This is a genomic window from Modestobacter versicolor, assembly GCF_014195485.1.
Taxonomy (GTDB): domain Bacteria; phylum Actinomycetota; class Actinomycetes; order Mycobacteriales; family Geodermatophilaceae; genus Modestobacter; species Modestobacter versicolor.
Window position 1 is genome coordinate 2,677,917 of sequence record NZ_JACIBU010000001.1, and the last position, 20,159, is coordinate 2,698,075.

A 20,159-nucleotide genomic window follows, 5' to 3' on the forward strand; every position below is an offset into this window, starting at 1 on the left:
GACACCGGGTGCCACGGGCTCTAGGTTCGGTTAGGCAAGCCTTTCCTCAGTGTGAGAGGCTGCCGACGCCTCACCCCGACCCCGCCCGCACCCGGGCGCGGAGGGCAGATCTGGAAGGACACCATGCGCCGCGCACCGCGCCTCGTCGCGCTCACCTCCGCCGCCCTGCTGGCCGGCGCGCTCTCCGCCTGCGGCTCGGACTCCTCGTCCGCCGCGGCCGACTCCGAGGGCTCCGGCGACTCCGGCTCGGTCACGATCGAGCACGCCTTCGGGACGACGACGATCGAGGGCGAGCCCGAGCGCGTGGCCACGGTGAACTGGGCCAACCACGAGGTGCCGCTGGCCCTCGGCGTCGTCCCCGTCGGCATGGCCGCGGCCAACTTCGGCGACGACGACGGCAACGGCCTGCTGCCCTGGGTCGAGGAGCGCCTCACGGAGCTCGACGCCGAGACCCCGGTGCTGTTCGACGAGACCGACGGCATCGACTTCGAGGCCGTCGCGGACACCGACCCCGACGTCATCCTGGCCGCCTACTCGGGCCTGACCCAGGAGGACTACGACACCCTCAGCGAGATCGCCCCGGTCGTCGCCTACCCCGAGGCGCCGTGGGCGACCGGGTGGCGTGACGTCATCGAGGTCAACGCCGCCGGCATGGGCATGGCCACCGAGGGCGAGGAGCTCGTCGCCGAGATCGAGCAGGAGATCGCCGACACCGTCGCGGCCAGCCCCGAGCTCGAGGGCAAGTCGGCGATGTTCATGACCCACGTCGACACCACCGACCTCAGCGAGGTCAGCTTCTACACGCCGTTCGACACCCGCGCCGCGTTCTTCGAGGACATGGGGCTCACCACCCCGGCCAGCGTGCAGGAGGCCTCCAGCGACCCCGAGGCGTTCTCCGGCACCGTCAGCGCCGAGCAGGTCGACGCGTTCAACGACGTCGACGTGATCGTCACCTACGGCGACCAGGCGCTGATCGACGCGCTGAACGCCGACCCGCTGCTCTCGCAGATCCCCGCCGTCCGCAACGGGGCGGTCGTCCTGCTGCCGGACACCCCGCTGGGCACCGCCGCCAACCCCACCCCGCTGGCGATCTCCTGGGTGCTCGAGGACTACGTCGGGATGCTCGCCGAGGCCGCCGCCAAGGCGTCGTGACCTCGGTCGTCTCCCCACCGGCCCCGGACACCGCCCCCGCGCGGCGTCCGGGGTCGGTCCGGTTCGCCTGGCTGCTGGTCGTCACCGCCGTCCTGGTGCTGCTGCTGGCCACCTCGGTCGCGATCGGCTCCCGCGAGGTCGGCTGGTCCGACATCGTCGCCGCGCTGGGCGGCTCGGCCGAGGGGCTCGACCAGGCCGCCGTGGCCAAGCGGATCCCCCGCACCCTGCTGGCCGTGGTCGTCGGTGCCGCCCTCGGGCTCTCCGGCGCGGTGATGCAGGGCGTCACCCGCAACCCGCTGGCCGACCCGGGTGTCCTGGGCATCAACATGGGCGCCTCGCTGGCCGTCGTCGTCGGCCTCGCCTGGTTCGGGCTGTTCTCGGCGACCAGCATCATCTGGACGGCGATCGCCGGTGCCGCCGTCGCCGCGGTGTTCGTCTACGCCGTCGGGTCACTCGGCCGCGGCGGCGCCACCCCGCTCAAGCTCGCGCTGGCCGGGGCCGCCACGTCCGCCGCGCTCACCTCGTTCATCACCGCGGTCGCGCTGCCGCGTGGCGACATCGCCGGCAACGTGCAGTCCTGGCAGGTCGGCGGGGTCGGTGGCGCGGGCTACGAGAGCATCCGGCAGGTGCTGCCGTTCCTCGTCGTCGGCTTCGTGCTCAGCCTGCTGTCGGCCCGCAGCCTCAACTCGCTGGCGCTCGGCGACGAGCTCGCCGCGGGCCTCGGCGAGCGGGTCGTGCTGGTCCGCGGCGTCGCGGCCGGCGGGGCAGTCCTGCTCTGCGGCGCGGCCACCGCCGTCGCCGGCCCCATCGGCTTCGTCGGCCTCGTCGTCCCGCACCTGTGCCGGCTGCTGGTGGGCGTCGACCACCGGTGGCTGCTGCCCTTCTCCGCCCTCACCGGCGCCTGCCTGCTGGTCGCCGCCGACGTGCTCGGCCGGATCGTGGCCCGGCCCAGCGAGATCGACGTCGGCATCATCACCGCGCTGATCGGGGCGCCGTTCTTCATGGCCATCGTCCGCCGGCAGAAGGTCCGCGAGCTGTGAGCGCCGGGCTCGTCGCCGCGCCGTCCGCGGTCGAGGCCGTCGCCCGCGGTCGCGTCCGCCGCGCCTCCCGCCGGCGCCTGGTCGTGCTGGTGCTCGCCGTCCTGGTGGTCGCGCTGTACGCCGTCACGCTGATGGTCGGCCGCACGTTCTACCCGCCCGGCGACGTCCTGCGGGTCGTGCTGGGCCAGGACGTCGCGGGTGCGTCGTTCACCGTGGGCCGGCTGCGGCTCCCCCGCGCCACCCTCGCGGTCGTCGCCGGGCTGAGCTTCGGCCTGTCCGGCGTCACCTTCCAGACCATGCTGCGCAACCCGCTGGCCAGCCCCGACGTGATCGGCATCAGCACCGGCGCGAGCGCCGCGGCGGCCGTCGCGATCGTGGTGCTTGGCCTGGGCGGGACGGCGGTCTCCGCGTTCGCGATCGTGGCCGGCCTCGTGGTGGCGCTGGTGATCTACCTGCTGGCCTACAAGGACGGCGGCGCGGGCACCCGGTTCATCCTGATCGGGATCGGCATGGCGGCGATGCTGCACAGCGTCATCGCCTACGTGCTGTCCCGCGCCGGCCAGTGGGACCTGCAGGAGGCCAGCCGCTGGCTGAGCGGCAGCCTCAACGGCGTCACCTGGGAGCGCGTGCTGCCGGCGCTGGTCGTGCTGGTGCTGCTGGGCCCGGTGCTGCTGGCGCTGACCCGCGACCTGGGCGCCGTGCAGCTGGGCGACGACACCGCGGCCGCCCTGGGGGTGCGGGTCGAGCGGACCCGGGTCGCCGCGCTGGTCGCCGCGGTCGCGATCATCGCCTTCGCCACCGCCGCCTGCGGGCCGATCGCCTTCGTCGCGTTCCTCGCCGGGCCCATCGCGGCGCGCATCGTGGGCCCGAACGGCTCGCTGCTGGTCCCGGCTGCGCTGGTCGGTGCCGTGCTGGTGCTGGTCGCCGACCTCTGCGGCCAGTACGCCTTCGGCACCCGCTTCCCGGTGGGCGTCATCACCGGCGTGCTGGGCGCCCCGTACCTGATCTACCTGATCGCCCGCACCAACCGCGCCGGGGGCTCGCTGTGAGCGCGGCCCCCCGCGGAAGCGAACGGAGAGCACTGTGACCACCGACCACTCCCTCCGGGCCGAGGGGCTCACCCTCGGCTACGGCGAGCGCACGGTCATCGACGGCCTGGACCTCGTCGTGCCGCCGGGCCGGATCACCGCGATCGTCGGGGCCAACGCCTGCGGGAAGTCGACGCTGCTCCGCTCGATGACCCGGTTGCTGGCGCCGCGCGACGGCCGGGTGCTCCTGGACGGCAAGGCCGTGCACCGGCTGCCGGCCAAGGAGCTCGCCCGCACGCTGGGCCTGCTGCCGCAGTCGCCGATCGCGCCGGAGGGCATCACCGTGGCCGACCTCGTCGGCCGCGGGCGGCACCCGCACCAGAGCGTGTTCTCCCGCTGGCGCACCGAGGACGACGTCGCGGTCGCCGCGGCCCTGGAGGCGACCCAGACGACCGAGCTCGCCGACCGCTCGGTCGACGAGCTGTCCGGCGGGCAGCGCCAGCGGGTCTGGATCGCGATGGCGCTGGCCCAGCAGACCGACCTGCTGCTGCTGGACGAGCCGACGACGTTCCTCGACGTCAGCCACCAGATCGAGGTGCTCGACCTGCTGACCGACCTCAACCACTCGCGCGGGACGACGGTCGTGATGGTCCTGCACGACCTAAACATGGCCGCCCGCTACGCCGACCACCTGGTGGCCATGGCGGACGGGCGGGTGCACGCCACCGGGGAGCCGGCGGACGTGCTCACCGAGGAGTGCGTGCGGGCGGTGTTCGGCCTGGAGAGCCGGGTCGTCGTGGACCCGATCTCCGGCCGGCCGCTGATGCTGCCGATCGGCCGCCACCACGCCGCGGCGCCGGCCGGGACGCCGGCGGGCTGAGCCCGCCGGCGGTCAGCGGGACGCGGCGATGAGCTCCGCGATCTGCACGGTGTTCAGGGCGGCGCCCTTGCGCAGGTTGTCGTTGGAGACGAACAGCGCGAGGCCCCGGTCGCCGTCCTGCCGGATCCGGCCGACGTACGACGGGTCCTGACCGGCGGCCTGGAGCGGGGTCGGGACGTCGACCAGCTGCACCCCCGGCGCGCCCGCCAGCAGCTCGGTGGCCCGGGCCACCGACAGCGGCCGGGCGAACTCGACGTTCAGCGACAGCGAGTGCCCGGTGAACACCGGCACCCGGACGCACGTGCCGGAGACCCGCAGGTCGGGGATGCCGAGGATCTTGCGGCTCTCGTTGCGGAGCTTCTGCTCCTCGTCGGTCTCGAACGACCCGTCGTCGACGACCGACCCCGCCATCGGCAGCACGTTGAAGGCGATCGGTGCGACGTAGACGCCCGGGGCGGGGAACGCCACGGCCGACCCGTCGTAGGCCAGCTCGTCGGCCTTCTCCACGACGGCGAGGGCCTGCCCGTGCAGCTCGCGGACGCCGGCCACCCCGGAGCCGGAGACCGCCTGGTAGGTGCTGGCCACGATGCGCACCAGGCCGGCCTCGTCGTGCAGCGGCTTGAGCACCGGCATCGCGGCCATCGTGGTGCAGTTCGGGTTGGCGATGATCCGGCCCTCGGCGGCCAGCGCGATGTCGCCGGGGTTGACCTCGCTGCAGACGAGCGGGATCGCCGGGTCGCGGCGGAACGCGGAGCTGTTGTCGATCACCGTGACACCGGCCGCGGCGAACCGCGGCGCCAGGGCCCGGGAGGTGGAGGCGCCGGCGGAGAACAGCGCGACGTCCAGCCCGGTGGGGTCGGCGGTGGCGGCGTCCTCGACGACGACCTCGCCGTCGCCCCAGGGGAGCGTGCTGCCCGCCGAGCGGGCGGAGGCGAAGAACCGGATCGAGGCCAGCGGGAAGCCCCGCTCGGCCAGGATGGAGCGCATCGCCACGCCGACCTGACCGGTCGCGCCGACGATGCCCAGGTGCAGCGGGCGGCTCATCGTCCGGTACCTCCGTAGACCACTGCCTCGGCCTGCTCGGAGCCGAGGTCGAACGCGTCGTGCACCGCGCGGACGGCGAGGTCGACGTCGGTGTCGCGGCAGACCACGGAGATGCGGATCTCCGAGGTGCTGATCAGCTCGAGGTTGACCCCGGCGTCGGCGAGCGCGCCGAAGAACTTCGCCGAGACGCCGGGGTGGGAGCGCATGCCGGCGCCCACCAGGGAGACCTTGCCGATGTGCTGGTCGAAGCTGACGCCGGTGTACCCCACCGTGTGCTTGACCCGCTCCAGCGCGGCGATGGCCGCCGGGCCGTCGCTCTTGGGGAGCGTGAAGGAGATGTCGGTCAGCTTCGCCTCGGTGGAGACGTTCTGCACGATCATGTCGATGTTGATCTCGGCGTCGGCGAGCACCCGGAAGATCTGCGCGGCCTCACCCGGGCGGTCGGGGACGCCGGAGACGGTGATCTTGCCCTCGCTCCGGTCGTGCGCGACGCCGGTGATGATCGCCTGTTCCACGGTGAGGTCCTCCATCGAGCCGGCCACGATCGTGCCGGGGAGCTGTGAGTAGGAGCTGCGGACGTGCACCGGGATGCCGTACCGGCGGGCGTACTCGACGCAGCGGAGCATGAGCACCTTCGCCCCGGAGGCGGCCAGCTCGAGCATCTCCTCGTAGGTGACCGTCTCCAGCCGCTTGGCGTTGGGGACGATCCGCGGGTCGGCGGTGAAGACGCCGTCGACGTCGGTGTAGATCTCGCAGACGTCGGCGTTCAGCGCGGCGGCGACGGCGACCGCGGTGGTGTCCGAGCCGCCGCGGCCGAGCGTGGTGACGTCCTTGGTGTCCTGGCTGACGCCCTGGAACCCGGCGACGATGACGATCGAGCCGTCGTCGAGGGCGTCGCGCAGCCGGCCCGGGGTGACGTCGATGATCCGCGCCTTGCCGTGGCTGGAGGTGGTGATCACCCCGGCCTGCGAGCCGGTGAACGACCGGGCCTCGTAGCCGTGGGTGGAGATCGCGATGGCCAGCAGCGCCATCGAAATGCGCTCACCGGCGGTGAGCAGCATGTCGAGCTCGCGGCCCGGCGGGTCCGCGGTGATCTGGCTGGCCTGGTCGAGCAGCTCGTCGGTCGTGTCGCCCATGGCGGAGACGACGACGACCACGTCGTCGCCGTTCTTCTTCGCCTCGACGATGCGCTCGGCCACGCGCTTGACGCGCTCGGCGTTCGCGACGGAGGAGCCGCCGTACTTCTGCACCACCAGGGCCACGGGTCCAGGCTACCGGCGCCGACCAGCCCAGCTGCGCCAGGAGGCGGACGGCGCGCACCGGGGTGTGCAGCGCGCTGCCGAGGCGATTGGATCACCGGGTGACCGACCCCGAGGACTGGCTGCTCACCGGCGCCGAGCGCGGCAACCCCGACACCGTGATCCCGGCCTGGACGGCGGGCAACCTCGCCGAACCGCTGGTGCACGGCGCGGCCTACTTCGACCGCCTGGTCACCGCGGTGCAGGGGCTGACCGCGGGCGACCACCTGCTCTTCACCGACTGGCGCGGGGACCCCGACGAGCTGCTCCGCGACGAGGGACCGACGGTGGGCGAGCTGTTCGCCGACGCCGCCCGGCGGGGCGTGTGCGTGCGGGGGCTGATCTGGCGGTCGCACTGGGACGGCCTGAGCTTCAGCAAGGAGGAGAACGCCTCCCTCGACGAGGCGATCGAGGAGGCCGGTGGGGTGGTGGTGCTCGACCAGCGGGTGCGCCGGCTGGGCAGCCACCACCAGAAGTTCGTGGTGCTCCGGCACGTCGGGCGACCGGAGGCCGACGTCGCCTTCGCCGGCGGGATCGACCTGTGCCACTCCCGCCGGGACGACGCCGAGCACCGGGGTGACCCCCAGCCGCAGTCGATGTCCTCGGCCTACGGGGAGCGGCCGCCGTGGCACGACGTCCAGCTGCAGCTGCGCGGACCCGTCGTCGGCGTGCTGGACACCGTGTTCCGCGAGCGGTGGGACGACCCGACCAGCCCGGACTCGGAGAACCCGGTCGCCTGGGTGCACGACAAGGTGCTCGCGATCCGGGGGAGGTCGCACATGGACCCGACGCCGCTGCCCGAGCAGCCGCCCCCGCCGCCGGAGTGCGGGCCGCACCACGTGCAGACGCTGCGCACCTACCCGAAGGTGCTGCCCTCGTTCGACTTCGCCCGGCAGGGCGAGCGCTCGGTGGCCCGCGGGTACACCAAGGCGATCCGCCGGGCGCGGCGGCTGATCTACCTGGAGGACCAGTACCTGTGGTCGCGTGAGGTGGCCCAGCTGTTCGCCACCGCGCTCGAGGAGAACCCGGAGCTGCACCTGGTCGTCGTGGTGCCGCGGGTGCCCGACCAGGAGGGGGCGGTGTCGGAGCGGCCGCAGTACGTGGGTCGGCACCAGGCGCTGGAGACGTGCCGGCGGGCCGGACCGGACCGGGTGCACGTCTTCGACCTGGAGAACCACGAGGGCACACCGGTCTACGTGCACGCGAAGGTGTGCGTGGTCGACGACGTGTGGGCCAGCGTGGGCAGCGACAACTTCAACCGGCGTTCCTGGACCCACGACAGCGAGCTGTCCAGCGGGGTCCTGGACACCACGCTGGACACCCGCGAGCCCCGTGACCCCGGCGGGCACGGCGACGGCGCCCGGACCTTCGCCCGCGACCTGCGGCTGGAGCTCGCCCGCGAGCACCTCGACCGGGCCGTCGACGGGTCGGAGGACGATGACCTGGTCGACCCGGAGCTGTTCGTCGCGGCGGTGGAGCGGGCGGCGGCCGAGCTGCAGGCCTGGCACGACCGCGGGCGGGTCGGCCCGCGGCCGCCCGGCCGGCTGCGCCCGCACCGGACCGAGGAGCTCTCCCGGGCGACCCGGCTGTGGGCGGTGCCGGTCTACCGGCTGATCGACGACCCCGACGGCCGCCCGATCCGCCTGCGCCGCGCCCGGCAGTTCTGACCCCGCACCGCTGCCGATCCGAACCGCTGCCGACCCGGGCCGCTGCCAACCGCCCCCGGTCCTGGGGCGCCCCATGCTTCCCCCCGCACCAGTCGAGCTCTGCCCACCCCTGTAGGCAGAGCTCGACTCGCCGGGCCGCCTGTCTCCGCCGGCATTGAGCCGTGCCCACCCCTGTAGGCAGAGCTCGACGTGCCGGGACACCCGTCTCCGCCCGCATCGAGCCCTGCCCACTCGTGTGGGCAGAGCACTACTTGTCCGGAAGTGCTCTCGCCTGGCCGGGCTGTGGACGGGGCGGCACTGTCCACAACCGGTCGTCAGGCAGGTCGGCGGCGGTTCGCGGCCTGCACGCTCATCTCCGTGGACCCGTTCCCGCTCGCCGGTCTGCTCCGCCGCATCCGGCGGACCGCCGACTGCTCCCAGCGGGAGCTCGCCGAGCGGATAGGCGCGTCGAAGGCCACGGTCGCGGCTGCGGAGAGCGGCACGCGTGACCTCCCCGCCTCAGTGCTGGCCAGGGCTGCCCAGTGCGCGGGCGCCCGGCTGGTCGTCCTGTGCAGTGACGGCGCCGAGTTGCTCCCGATGGACCCGGACGCCGTGCGCGACGCCGGGTGGCGGCAGTTCCCAGCGCACCTGGACACCCGGCACGGCGACGAGGACTGGTGGGGCGGCCCGCACCGACCGCGTACCCGGCAGCCGCGCTACACCTTCGACCGTGACCGCCTGCGTCGCGATGGCCGGCGCTCGGCAGGGCTGCCCGACGACCACCACGTCCCCCAGCCCGGCGACTCCCTCGCCGACCGAGCCGCCGCCCGGCGGCTCGCCGCGCTGGAGCGGCGGCGGGAGGAGCAGTTGCGGCGCCCACCGCCCCGCCCCTCCGGCCCGGACTGGGGCACGGGCTGCACATGCCCACCCGGCTGCGAGTACCTCGAGGGCAGCAACGAGGACCTCGGCCACGCCGAGGCCTGCGCGTGCCGGTGCGACGTCTGATGACCCGCTGCTACCGTGACCGTGTGCGCGGCAGCCTCCTGCTTATCAGCCGCGGCGAGGCCCTCTCCTAGGTCGGCCCCCTCGCCGCGGTGATCGCGCGTCCCCGGGCGCCAGCTGACCGCATCCCGGAGCTGCACCGCAGCCCGCCAGAGGAGCCCCCATGAGCGAGAACCACCCGCACGCCCGCAACCCCCAGCGCCCGTCGCCGATGCCGATCGGCAAGTACGCGCCGTTCAGCCCGGTACCGCTGCCCGACCGCACCTGGCCGGAGAGGACCACCACCGTGGCCCCCCGCTGGTGCGCGGTCGACCTGCGCGACGGCAACCAGGCCCTGATCGACCCGATGACCCCCGAGCGCAAGCGGCGGATGTTCGAGCTGCTCGTCCGGATGGGCTACAAGGAGATCGAGGTCGGCTTCCCGGCGGCCAGCCAGACCGACTACGACTTCATCCGGCTGCTGGTTGAGGACGACCTCATCCCCGACGACGTCACCGTGCAGGTGCTCACCCAGGCCCGCGACGAGCTGATCGAGCGCACCTACGAGTCGCTGCGCGGTGCCAAGCAGGCGATCGTCCACCTGTACAACTCCACCTCGACGCTGCAGCGCCGGGTCGTCTTCGGCCAGGACCGCGCCGGGATCACCGACATCGCCGTCCACGGCGCGCAGCTGGTGCGCAAGCTGGCCGAGCAGATGGGCGACACCGAGATCCGCTTCGAGTACTCCCCGGAGTCCTTCACCGGCACGGAGCTGGAGTTCGCGGTCGAGGTCTGCAACGCCGTCACCGACGTGTGGGAGCCGACGGTCGACCGGCCGACGATCCTCAACCTGCCGGCCACGGTCGAGATGGCCGAGCCGACCGTCTACGCCGACCAGATCGAGTGGATGCACCGCAACCTGGGCCGCCGGGACGCCGTCGTCCTCTCCCTGCACCCGCACAACGACCGGGGCACCGCCGTCGCCGCCGCCGAGCTGGGCTACCGCGCCGGGGCCGACCGCATCGAGGGCTGCCTGTTCGGCAACGGCGAGCGCACCGGCAACGTCGACCTGGTGACCCTGGGCCTCAACCTGTTCAGCCAGGGCATCGACCCGCAGATCGACTTCTCCGACATCGACGAGATCCGCCGCACCGTCGAGTACTGCAACCAGCTGGGCGTGCACGAGCGGCACCCCTACGGCGGCGACCTGGTCTACACCGCCTTCTCCGGCTCCCACCAGGACGCGATCAACAAGGGCTTCGCGGCGATGAAGGTCGACGCCGAGGCCGCCGGGAAGACCGTCGACGAGATCCCGTGGGCCGTCCCGTACCTGCCGATCGACCCCAAGGACGTCGGCCGCAGCTACGAGGCCGTGATCCGGGTGAACAGCCAGTCCGGCAAGGGCGGCGTCGCCTACATCATGAAGACCGAGAACCAGCTCGACCTGCCCCGCCGGCTGCAGATCGAGTTCAGCGCGGTCATCCAGCGGCACACCGACGACGAGGGCGGCGAGGTCACCGCCCAGCAGATGTGGGCGGCCTTCACCAACGAGTACCTGCCCGAGCCCGCCGCGGCCTGGGGCCGGTTCGCGCTCACCGGGCACGAGCACAACGCCTCCGGCAACGGGCGGGACGAGCTGCGGGTGGAGCTCGTCGACCGCGGCGTACCGGTGATCGTCACCGGGCACGGCAACGGCCCGATCGCGGCGTTCGTCGACGCGCTGCGCAGCGTGGACGTCGACGTCCGCGTGCTCGACTACGCCGAGCACGCCCTGTCCTCCGGCGGTGACGCCCGGGCCGCCTCCTACGTGGAGTGCGCCGTGGGCGAGCGGGTGCTGTGGGGCGTCGGGATCGACGAGAACATCCTCACCGCGTCCCTGCGGGCCATCGTCTCCGCGGTCAACCGCGCCGAGCGCTAGCTGCTGGAACGGCCCCGGTGCAGGGGCCCGCGGCGAGCTCGCGAGCCGTGGGGGGCACCGGGGTCCTTCGTCAGCGGGTGCCGGCCACCAGCGCCGCCGTCGCGCCGTCGACCGCGGCCTCGACCTGGGACCACGGCCGCGCGGCAGAGCCCTCCCCCAGCACCACGACGACGCGCCCGTCGTCCAGCACGCCCGCGGAGTGCAGCTGCCGCCGGCCGTCGACGCAGCACATCCAGCCCTGCTTGGCCGCCACCCCGGGGCCGGCCGGGCCGGACAGCAGCCCGAACCGCTGGTCGAAGCCGTCGGCCGCGGTGGGTGCGGCACCCCGCATCCACGCCAGCAGCGTCGCGGACGCCAGCGAGCTCGGCGTCGCCGTCAGGGCGGACAGGAACCGCCCGACGTCGGCCGCCGTCGTCGTCGCCTGACCCCACTGGCTGGGGTCGGTCGGCGGGGCCGTCCCACTCAGCCCGAACTCGGCCACCGCTGCGCGGACCAGGGCCGGACCGTCGTACCTGGTCCAGAGCACGTTCATCGCGGCATCGTCGGAGACGGTGACCGCGCGCTGCATGCGGAACCAGGTCGAGGAGTCCCAGCCCCCCGGCGCGGGCCGGGCCAGCAGCTGCTGCACGACCAGCAGTTTCACCAGCGACGCCGAGGGCAGCGGACGGGCGGCGTCCGACGTCTGCAGCAGCGTGCGACCCTGCGGGTCGAGCACCACCGCGCCCACCGACGTCGAGGCCGGCGCGGCGGCCGCGTCGACGCCGGAGAGCACGGCGGCCTCGTCGACCGCGCGGATCGGTGGCACCGGCGGTACGCGGTCGGCGTCCTCGCGGAAGGCCCGCGGCACCGGCTCGACGTCGACCGTCGCCTCGGCCGCCCCGACGGCGGCCGGCTCCTGCGCCGCGCTGCCGAAGCACAGGGCCGGGCTGACCAGCAGCGCCGCCACCAGGGCGCCGACGCACGCCGTGCCGATCAGGGCCCGGGACGCCATGCAGCCCATGGTCGACCCCCGATCGGTCGTGCGCCACCCAGTCAGCCCTCGGCGACCTCCGCGGCGGCCAGCCACTCGGTCTCGACCTGCTCCTTCTCGGCCTGCAGGGCCCGCAACTGCGCGTCGAGCTCGGCCGCGCGGCCGTAGTCGGCGGCTGCCGCGGCGAGCTGGTCGTGCAGCGCCTTCTCGTCGGCGTCCAGCCGAAGCATCCGCCGCTCCAGCCGGGTCGCCTCCTTGCGGGCCGCGCGCACGTCGGCCGCGCTGCGGGTCGGCGGTGCGGAGCTGCCCAGCGCGGCGACCGGCCCGCCGGACGGCAGTGCCGCCTCACCGGCGGCCCGCCGCCGCAGGTACTCCTCGACGCCACCGGGCAGCGCGGCCAGCGAGCCGTCGCCCATCAGCGCGACCACCGAGTCGCAGACCCGGTCGACGAAGTACCGGTCGTGGCTGACCACCAGCACCGTGCCCGGGAAGCTGTCGAGCAGGTCCTCGAGCGCGGTCAGCGTGTCGATGTCCAGGTCGTTGGTCGGCTCGTCGAGCAGCAGCACGTTGGGCTCGGCCATCAGCAGCCGCAGCAGCTGCAGCCGGCGGCGCTCGCCACCGGAGAGGTCGCCCACCGGCGTCCACTGCCGGTTGGCCGCGAACCCGAACCGCTCGGCCAGCGTCGACGCCGAGATCTCCTGGTTGCCGATCTTGGCGATCCGGGCGACGTCCTGCACCGCCTCGAGCACCCGGGAACGCGGCGGCAGCTCGGTGACGTGCTGGGACAGGTACGCCGGGGCGACCGTCTGGCCCACGACCACCGTCCCGGAGTCCGGCTGGGCCTCGCCGACCAGCAGCTTGAGCAGGCTGGTCTTGCCGGCGCCGTTCACGCCGACGATGCCGATCCGGTCGCCGGGGCCGACGTGCCAGGTCAGGTCGCGGAACAGCGTCCGCTCCCGCGGGCCGTCGGGGTCCGCCGGGCCGGCCGGATCGTCGGCGTCGTCACCGCGGCCGCGCACGGTGAAGGTGACGTCCTCGACGTCGTAGACCGTCTTGCCCAGCCGCCGGGCTGCGAAGCCGGCCAGCGCCATCGTGTCCCGGGCCGGCGGCTCGTCGGCGATCAGCGCCTGGGCGGCCTCGATGCGGAACTTCGGCTTGCTGGTGCGGGCCGGCGGGCCCCGGCGCAGCCAGGCGAGCTCCTTGCGGACCAGGTTGAGCCGCCGGTCCTCGGTCACCGAGGCGATCCGGGCGCGCTCCGCGCGGGCCAGCGTGTAGGCCGAGTAGCCGCCCTCGTAGGCGTGCACCGAGCCGTCGGCGACCTCCCACGTGGTGGTGGAGACCTCGTCGAGGAACCAGCGGTCGTGGGTCACGACGACGAGCCCGCCGGGCCGGGCCTTCACGTACTCGGCGAGCCAGGCGACGCCCTCGACGTCCAGGTGGTTGGTCGGCTCGTCGAGCACCAGCAGGTCCAGCGGCCGGATCAGCTGGGCGGCCAGCGCGACCCGGCGGCGCTCGCCACCGGACATCGGCGCCACCGGGGAGTCCAGGCCCAGCCGGTCGAGCTCCAGGCCGGTGAGCACCGATCGGACGGCGGCGTCACCGGCCCACTCGTGCTCGGCGGCGAACCGGGAGGTGGGCAGGACGACGTCGCGCACCGTCGTCCCGGGCGGCAGGGTGCCGGTCTGGTCGAGCACGCCCATGGCGAGGTCGCCGCGGCGGGTGACCCGGCCGGAGTCGGGCTCCTGCGTGCCGGTCAGCACCCCCAGCAGCGTCGACTTGCCGCCGCCGTTGCGGCCGACCACGCCGATCCGCTCGCCGGCGGCGACGCCGAGGGAGACGTCGTCGAGGATGACGGTGGTGCCGTGGGCCTTGTGCACCCGCTCGAGGTTGACCAGGTTCAGCGGGGCGCTCATAGGTGACCCAGCATCCCAGGTCGGCGCAGCCGCTACGCCAGGCGGGTGACCTCCACGGTCACCGACGACCCCTCGCTCCTCGGGCCGGAGAAGATGCCCTTGAGCGGCGGGACGTCGGAGTAGTCGCGGCCGCGGGCCAGCGTCACGTGCCGCGGACCGATCTCCACGACGTTGGTCGGGTCGAAGCCGGACCAGCCGCCGTCCCACCACTCCACCCAGGCGTGGCTCTCCCCGGTGACCGCCTGCCCGATGCCGGCCGACGGCCGCGGGTGCAGGTAGCCGGAGACGTAGCGGGCCGGCAGGCCCAGGGCGCGCAGCAGCCCGACCGACACGTGCGAGATGTCCTGGCAGACGCCCTTGCCCTTCTCCCAGGCCTGCATCGCGTTGGTCTTCACGTTGGTCGAGCCGGTCAGGTACTCGATGTGGTCGTACACGAAGCGGCAGACCAGGTGCCCGGCCTCGCGGGGCCCGGCGTCGCCCAGCACGTCGCGGACCTCCTGGACCACGGACCCGTCCATCGCGGTCAGCCGGGACGGGCGGAGGAACTCCCCGAACCGGTCCTGGACGTCGGGCGCCGCGAGGTCGGCCCACCCGACCGGCTCGACGACCTGCGGCTCGGGGCCGGCCTCCACCACCGAGGTCGCCTTGACCACCAGCTCGGTGTGCGGGCCGTGGGTGTCGAAGGCGGTGACCGTGGAGCCCCAGTAGTCGCGGTAGGCGTGCACGGACGCCGAGGGCTCGATCTCAACCCGGGAGCGCAGCGTGGTCTGCCGGCTGCTGTTCTCCGGGGTCATCCGGGCCTCGTTGTACGAGGATCGCACCGGCCCGCCGTAGCGGAACTCGGTGCGGTGCACGACCTGCAGCCGCCACCGGTCGCTGGGCACCCGGACGGGGCCGGTCTGCGACTGGGTCTGCGACTGGGTGCTGCGGGACTGGGACTGGCCCTGCGACTGGGACACCGCGGTCACCCCACGCTCTCCGGCACCCAGATCTGCGGTGCCTGCTCGGTGAAGAACCGGTTGGTGACCGCTTCGCTGGCCAGCGAGCAGGTGCGCTGCAGCTCGTCGAGGCGGGTCGGCAGCTTCGCCAGGATCTCGTCGGTCTGCATGAACTCCAGCATCGTGCGCGCCCGGCCCACGATGCGGTGCGCCTCGCCGGCCACGCCGATCCGGTGCCCCTCGCGCACGTTGGCCCGCTCCAGCTCGGCCAGGCAGCCCTCGGCCTGCTCCAGCGAGGCGAACACCGACCGCGGGAAGAGCCGGTCCAGCAGCAGGAACTCCGCGGCCCGGCTGGAGTTCACCGCGCCGCGGTAGGTGCGCAGGTAGGGCTCGTAGGCCCCGGTCGAGCGCAGCACCAGGGTCCAGGACGGCGCGGCGTCGCCGGCCAGCACGCGGGTGGACAGCATCCGGGCGGTCATGTCGACCCGCTCCAGCGAGCGGCCCAGGATCAGGAACAGCCAGCTCTCGTCGCGGCTCATCGTGGCGTCGGCGAGCCCGAAGACCATCGCCGAGCGCTCCCGGACGAACCGGAACAGCGAGTGCGGGCCGTAGCGGCGGGCCATCGTGCGCTGCTGCGGCAGCGCGTTGTGGGTGACGTTCAGCGACTCCCAGATCTCCGCCGACAGCACCTCGCGGGCGCCGCGGGCGTTCTCCCGGGCGGCCGACAGCGCGCCGGTGATCGAGCTGGGGCTGGACCGGTCGAAGGCGAGGGTGGCCAGCACCCGCTCGGTGTCGGCCTCGTCCTCCGCGCACGGGGCGCCCATCAGCGCCAGCAGGTTGGCGCAGGCCCGCCGCTCGTCGATCCAGGGGTCCTCGACCAGCCGCTGGGTGTGCACGTCGAGGATCCGGGCGGTGTCGTCGGCCCGCTCGACGTACCGGCCGATCCAGAACAGCGACTCGGCGATCCGGCTCAGCACCGCGGACCACCGCCGACGTGCCCGTCGCCACCAGCGGTCGGCCTCGCCCGGAGGCTCGCCCCGAGCTCGCGAGGGGGGAGAGGGGCGAGGTCCTTTCGCTGCTGCTGCTGCTGGGACTGGGCCAGGGCGTTGTCGTTGGGCGGGCCGGGGTCCTGGGCGGGCGGCTCGGCGGGCAGGTCGGCGGTGGTGAACTCGATCCGGGTGACGTCGTGCTCGGGCACCGGCTCGGCCGCCGGCCGCGGCGGGCTGATCACCCAGGTGTCCTTGGAGCCACCGCCCTGGCTGGAGTTGACCACCAGCTCCCCCTCCGGCAGCGCCACCCGGGTCAGCCCGCCGGGCAGCACCCAGACGTCATGCCCGTCGTTCACCGCGAACGGGCGCAGGTCGACGTGCCGGGGCGCGATCCGGCCGTTGATCAGGGTCGGGGACGTCGACAGGCCGATCGGCTTCTGCGCGATCCAGTCGCGCGGGGAGGCCCGCACCTTGACCGCCAGCTCCTCCAGCGTCCGCTGGTCGGCCCGCGGCCCGATGACGATGCCCTTGCCGCCCGATCCGTCGACCGGCTTGAGCACGAGGGTGTCCAGGCTCTCCAGCACCCACTCCACGGTGTCCCGCTCGTCGAGCCGGTAGGTGTCGGCGTTCTGGAGGACCGGCTCCTCGGCCAGGTAGTAGCGGATCAGGTCGGGCACCCAGGTGTAGAGCAGCTTGTCGTCGGCCACCCCGTTGCCCACGGCGTTGGCGATCGTCACCCGGCCGGCCCGCGCGGCGTTGAGCACGCCGGCGCAGCCGATCACCGAGTCGGAGCGGAAGTGCACCGGGTCGAGGAAGTCGTCGTCGATGCGGCGGTAGATGACGTCGACGCGCTGCTGCCCGTCCGTCGTCCGCATGCTGACCTGGCCGCCGGAGCAGACCAGGTCGCGGCCCTCGACGAGCTCGACGCCCATCTGCCGGGCCAGCAGCGCGTGCTCGAAGTAGGCGGAGTTGTAGACGCCGGGGGTGAGCAGCACGACGGTGGGGTCGCTGATCCCGGTGGGCGCCGACGCCTTGAGCGCGGCCAGCAGCTTGCCGGGGTAGTCGCTCACCGGCTGCACCCGGTGGTCGCCGAACAGCTCGGGCAGCACCTGGCTCATCGCCGCCCGGTTGGTGATGACGTAGCTGACCCCCGAGGGCGAGCGGAGGTTGTCCTCCAGCACCCGGAAGTCACCGGCCTCGTCGCGCACCAGGTCGATGCCGGAGACGTGCACCCGGACGCCGTTGGGCGGCACCAGCCCGTGCGCGGCGCGGTGGAAGTGCGCGCTGGTGGTGACCACGCTGCGCGGCACGACCCCGTCGCTGAACACCTGGCCCGCGCCGTAGACGTCGGCCAGGAAGGCCTCCAGCGCGTGCACCCGCTGGGCCACCCCGCGCTCGATGAGCGCCCACTCCTCGTGGCCGATGACCCGCGGCACGATGTCCAGCGGGAAGGGCTGCTCCTCGCCGGCGTGCGCGAAGGTCACCCCGGCGTCGCGGTAGGTCTGCGAGAGGACGTCGGCCCGCGCGGCCAGCTCCTCCCCCGACATCGGCTGCAGCGAGCTGAACAGACCGGTGTACGGCGGGCGGGGCTGGCCGGGTGCCGCGAACATCTCGTCCCACTGCTGCCCGAGCGGGTAGCCGTCGAAGAGGTCCGCCATGCGACGAACCTAGACAGAACGTGTGTCCCGCGCGTTTCCACGCCTGGTGACGCGCTGGAACGGCCCCCTCGCAAGGCCCCGCCGCGAGCCTGCGAGTGGTGGGGGGCGAGGGGGTCCTTCGACTAGGCCGAGCCGCGCCGGACCAGGTGCGTGCGGCAGACCCGGGACTCCGCCGGCCCGCCGACGCCCTCGATCTGCCGCAGCAGCAGCTCGGTGAGCAGCGGCGTCATGTCCGCCAGCGGCTGGGCGACCGTGGTCAGCGGCGGGTCGCAGGTCTCGGCCACCGCGGCGTCGTCGAACCCGACCACCGCGACGTCCTCGGGCACCCGCCGGCCGGCCGCGCGCAGCGCCCGCAGCACGCCGACGGCCATCGGGTCGGAGGCGACGAACACCGCGTCCAGCTCCGGCGCCCGGGCCAGCAGCTCCTCCATCGCGCGCTGCCCGCCGGCCTCGGTGAAGTCGCCCTCGGCCACCAGCTCGGGCCGCACCGGGTGGCCCGCCGCGGTGAGCGCCTCGCGGTAGCCGGCGTAGCGGTCGACCCCGGCGATCATGTCCAGCGGGCCGGTGACCGTGGCGATCTGCCGGTGGCCGGTGCCGACCAGGTGCTCGGTGGCGACGGCGGCCCCGCCCCGGTTGTCGGCATCGACGTAGGCGACCGCCCGGTCGTCGAACGGGCGGCCGCACAGCACCAGCGGCACCCCGGCGGCGGCGAGGATGTCCGGCAGCGGGTCGTCGCTGTGCACCGACATCAGGATCACGCCGTCGACGTGGCCCTGCCGGGCGTACCGGCCGACCTTCTCCTGCTCCCGCTCGTCGCGGGCGGTGAGCAGCACGAGGTTGAGGTCGGTGTCGGCCAGCGTCGCCGAGACGCCGCGCACGATGCTGGCGAAGAACGGGTCGGAGAACACCTGGGTGTTCGGCTCGTTGAGCACCAGGGCGATGGTGTCGGTGCGCCGGGTGACCAGGCTCCGGGCCATCCGGTTGGGCACGTAGCGCAGCTCTGCGACCGCCGAGAGCACCGCCTCGCGCGCCTCCGGGCTCACCCGCGGGGAGTCGTTGATGACGCGGGAGACCGTGGCCCGGGAGACGCCGGCGAGCACCGCGACCTCGTCCAGCGTCGGCAGGGCCGGCCGGGTGCTCGTGTCGGTCATGGGTCTCCAGTGCTCGGGTGGGAACGTGCTCATGGTGCACCGTGAGAGCGCTCCCGCACAGCCCCGCCGCGTTATCGAGCTGTTACTTGACAGCCCACTGTGGCCCAGACCACTCTGTGCCGCACGGCCGTGAGAGCGTTCTCACGCCCCCGGCGGACGATGCATCGGAGCACGCGTCCCGGGGACCCACCAGGAGGTCAGATGTTCTCTCCCTCGAGGCGCAACGCGGCAGTGGGGGCGGCGCTCGCCGTGCTCCTCACGACCGCGGCGTGCGGCGGCTCGGACGACAGCGCGGACGCTGCGGCCGACTACGACCCGGACGCCCCCGTCACCCTGACGGTCGGCACGTTCGGCACCATGGACTTCGACAACGCCGGGCTCTACGACGAGTACATGGAGCTCCACCCGAACGTCACGATCGAGCAGAACAACATCGCCCAGTCGGCGGCGTACTACAAGTCGCTGCAGACCCGGCTGGCGGCCGGTTCGGGCCTCGACGACATCCAGGCGCTGGAGATCGGCTTCATCGCCGACGTCGTCACCAACCACTCCGACGCGTTCGTCGACTGGGCCGCCGAGGAGAACGCCGACGAGCTCGAGGGCAACTTCTACGACTGGAAGTGGGGCCAGGCCTCCACCCAGGACGGCGCCACGATCGCCCTCGGCACCGACTCCGGCCCGCAGGCCATGTGCTACCGCAAGGACCTCTTCCAGCAGGCCGGGCTGCCCACCGACCGCGCCCAGGTGGCCGAGCTGTGGCCGACCTGGGACGCCTACCTGGACACCGCCCGCCAGTACAAGACCACGGCCGGCGCCGCCTTCCTCGACAGCCCGGCGAGCATCTTCTCCTCGTCGGTCTACCAGGGCGAGGAGGCCTACAACGACGAGGACGGGAACCCGATCCCGGGCGAGAGCAGCGGCGTCGAGTCGGCCTGGGGCTACGCCAGCCTGGCCGCCGAGGAGGGCCTGACCGCCAACCTGTCGCAGTTCGGTGACGAGTGGAACGCGGCCTTCTCCAACGGCGCCTTCGCCACCATCGCCTGCCCGGCCTGGATGCTCGGCTACATCAACTCCCAGATGGGCGACGCCGGCGCCGGCCTGTGGGACATCGCCCCGCTGCCCGGCTCCAGCGAGAGCGCCAGCAACTGGGGCGGTTCGTTCCTCGGTGTCCCCAAGGACGGCGAGAACGTCGAGGCGGCCAAGGAGCTCGCCGAGTGGCTGACCGCCCCCGAGCAGCAGATCAAGCTGTTCACCGAGACGGCGCACTTCCCGTCCAGCCCGGCCGCTGCCGACGACCCGCAGGTCAAGGACGCGGTGAACGAGTACTTCAGCGGGGCCCCCACCGGCCAGATCTTCGGTGCGGCCGCTGACGGCATCCGCCGCACCCCGATCGGTCCCTACGACACGCAGATCCAGGAGGCGTTCACCACGGCGCTGACGGACATCGCGTCGAACGGCACCAGCCCGGAGGACGCGTTCCAGGACGCACTCAAGGCCTCGGAGCAGGCCATCGGCGGCTGAGCCACCGGCTCAGCGCACACCGGACGCGGTGC

Annotated in this window: 16 protein-coding genes; 8 read left to right on the forward strand and 8 right to left on the reverse strand. The window is 73.5% G+C overall.

The features are described from left to right. The first annotated feature begins 123 nt into the window (after positions 1–123). The 4 genes from FHX36_RS13145 to FHX36_RS13160 are packed head-to-tail and all read left to right on the forward strand — an operon-like array spanning position 124 to position 4,100. A complete protein-coding gene (locus tag FHX36_RS13145; protein WP_110552204.1) occupies positions 124–1,152 on the forward strand; it encodes an iron-siderophore ABC transporter substrate-binding protein in 1,029 nt (342 codons plus the stop codon). After that, on the forward strand, positions 1,149–2,192 hold the full coding sequence (locus tag FHX36_RS13150; protein ID WP_110552203.1) for a FecCD family ABC transporter permease: 1,044 nt from the start codon (positions 1,149–1,151) through the stop codon (positions 2,190–2,192). The genes FHX36_RS13145 and FHX36_RS13150 overlap by 4 nt, the downstream gene beginning before the upstream one ends. After that, complete coding sequence (locus FHX36_RS13155) at positions 2,189–3,241, forward strand: FecCD family ABC transporter permease (RefSeq protein ID WP_110552202.1); 1,053 nt, start codon at positions 2,189–2,191, stop codon at positions 3,239–3,241. The genes FHX36_RS13150 and FHX36_RS13155 overlap by 4 nt, the downstream gene beginning before the upstream one ends. Positions 3,242–3,275: 34 nt before the next feature. After that, positions 3,276–4,100 carry an ABC transporter ATP-binding protein gene (locus FHX36_RS13160; RefSeq protein WP_110552201.1) on the forward strand — a complete coding sequence of 275 codons (825 nt, stop codon included), beginning with the start codon at positions 3,276–3,278 and terminating at the stop codon, positions 4,098–4,100. Between the two features lie 12 nt (positions 4,101–4,112). On the opposite strand, the gene FHX36_RS13165 is transcribed toward FHX36_RS13160, so the two are convergent. Together FHX36_RS13165 and FHX36_RS13170 are read right to left on the reverse strand one after the other, a co-directional pair. Further along, a complete protein-coding gene (locus tag FHX36_RS13165) occupies positions 4,113–5,144 on the reverse strand; it encodes an aspartate-semialdehyde dehydrogenase (protein ID WP_110552200.1) in 1,032 nt (343 codons plus the stop codon). Continuing rightward, positions 5,141–6,406, reverse strand: a complete 1,266-nt coding sequence (locus FHX36_RS13170; RefSeq protein WP_110552199.1) for an aspartate kinase — start codon at positions 6,404–6,406, stop codon at positions 5,141–5,143. Before FHX36_RS13170 ends, FHX36_RS13165 begins: the two co-directional genes overlap by 4 nt. Before the next feature lie 98 nt (positions 6,407–6,504). Here FHX36_RS13170 and FHX36_RS13175 point away from each other — a divergent pair, with 98 nt between their 5' ends. From FHX36_RS13175 to leuA, 3 genes are all read left to right on the forward strand, one after another. Next, on the forward strand, positions 6,505–8,109 hold the full coding sequence (locus FHX36_RS13175; protein WP_183513811.1) for a phospholipase D-like domain-containing protein: 1,605 nt from the start codon (positions 6,505–6,507) through the stop codon (positions 8,107–8,109). Between the two features lie 357 nt (positions 8,110–8,466). After that, the gene (locus tag FHX36_RS13180; protein WP_181428721.1) at positions 8,467–9,093 is read left to right on the forward strand and encodes a helix-turn-helix domain-containing protein; all 627 of its coding nucleotides are present in this window, start codon (positions 8,467–8,469) and stop codon (positions 9,091–9,093) included. 160 nt (positions 9,094–9,253) lie between these two features. Next, positions 9,254–10,987, forward strand: a complete 1,734-nt coding sequence (gene leuA / locus FHX36_RS13185; RefSeq protein WP_110551720.1) for a 2-isopropylmalate synthase — start codon at positions 9,254–9,256, stop codon at positions 10,985–10,987. 70 nt (positions 10,988–11,057) lie between these two features. Here leuA and FHX36_RS13190 read toward each other — a convergent pair whose 3' ends face one another. The 6 genes from FHX36_RS13190 to FHX36_RS13215 form a co-directional block, all read right to left on the reverse strand. Next, positions 11,058–11,978 (reverse strand): serine hydrolase, encoded by a 921-nt coding sequence (locus FHX36_RS13190; RefSeq protein WP_146251556.1) that lies wholly within the window; start codon positions 11,976–11,978, stop codon positions 11,058–11,060. Positions 11,979–12,019: 41 nt separating this feature from the next. Beyond that, a complete protein-coding gene (locus FHX36_RS13195; RefSeq protein WP_110551722.1) occupies positions 12,020–13,870 on the reverse strand; it encodes an ABC-F family ATP-binding cassette domain-containing protein in 1,851 nt (616 codons plus the stop codon). A gap of 32 nt (positions 13,871–13,902) precedes the next feature. Further along, positions 13,903–14,829, reverse strand: coding sequence for a transglutaminase family protein (locus FHX36_RS13200; protein ID WP_110551732.1), 927 nt, complete (start codon positions 14,827–14,829; stop codon positions 13,903–13,905). A gap of 5 nt (positions 14,830–14,834) precedes the next feature. Further along, complete coding sequence (locus FHX36_RS13205) at positions 14,835–15,785, reverse strand: alpha-E domain-containing protein (protein ID WP_110551723.1); 951 nt, start codon at positions 15,783–15,785, stop codon at positions 14,835–14,837. Further along, positions 15,779–17,455 (reverse strand): circularly permuted type 2 ATP-grasp protein, encoded by a 1,677-nt coding sequence (locus FHX36_RS13210; RefSeq protein WP_110551724.1) that lies wholly within the window; start codon positions 17,453–17,455, stop codon positions 15,779–15,781. Before FHX36_RS13210 ends, FHX36_RS13205 begins: the two co-directional genes overlap by 7 nt. Before the next feature lie 122 nt (positions 17,456–17,577). Further along, positions 17,578–18,606, reverse strand: coding sequence for a LacI family DNA-binding transcriptional regulator (locus FHX36_RS13215; protein ID WP_110551725.1), 1,029 nt, complete (start codon positions 18,604–18,606; stop codon positions 17,578–17,580). A gap of 201 nt (positions 18,607–18,807) precedes the next feature. Between FHX36_RS13215 and FHX36_RS13220 the strand changes: the two genes are divergently transcribed. Next, positions 18,808–20,127, forward strand: a complete 1,320-nt coding sequence (locus FHX36_RS13220; protein ID WP_110551726.1) for an extracellular solute-binding protein — start codon at positions 18,808–18,810, stop codon at positions 20,125–20,127. Positions 20,128–20,159: the final 32 nt, after the last annotated feature.

What these genes read in the sequence shown, in the direction of transcription:
- FHX36_RS13145 (WP_110552204.1), top strand. Translation starts at nt 124, where the DNA reads ATGCGCCGCGCACCGCGCCTCGTCGCGCTCACCTCCGCCGCCCTGCTG.
- FHX36_RS13165 (WP_110552200.1), bottom strand. Translation starts at nt 5,144, where the DNA reads ATGAGCCGCCCGCTGCACCTGGGCATCGTCGGCGCGACCGGTCAGGTC.
- leuA (WP_110551720.1), top strand. Translation starts at nt 9,254, where the DNA reads ATGAGCGAGAACCACCCGCACGCCCGCAACCCCCAGCGCCCGTCGCCG.
- FHX36_RS13190 (WP_146251556.1), bottom strand. Translation starts at nt 11,978, where the DNA reads ATGGCGTCCCGGGCCCTGATCGGCACGGCGTGCGTCGGCGCCCTGGTG.
- FHX36_RS13195 (WP_110551722.1), bottom strand. Translation starts at nt 13,870, where the DNA reads ATGAGCGCCCCGCTGAACCTGGTCAACCTCGAGCGGGTGCACAAGGCC.
- FHX36_RS13210 (WP_110551724.1), bottom strand. Translation starts at nt 17,455, where the DNA reads ATGGCGGACCTCTTCGACGGCTACCCGCTCGGGCAGCAGTGGGACGAG.
- FHX36_RS13215 (WP_110551725.1), bottom strand. Translation starts at nt 18,606, where the DNA reads ATGACCGACACGAGCACCCGGCCGGCCCTGCCGACGCTGGACGAGGTC.
- FHX36_RS13220 (WP_110551726.1), top strand. Translation starts at nt 18,808, where the DNA reads ATGTTCTCTCCCTCGAGGCGCAACGCGGCAGTGGGGGCGGCGCTCGCC.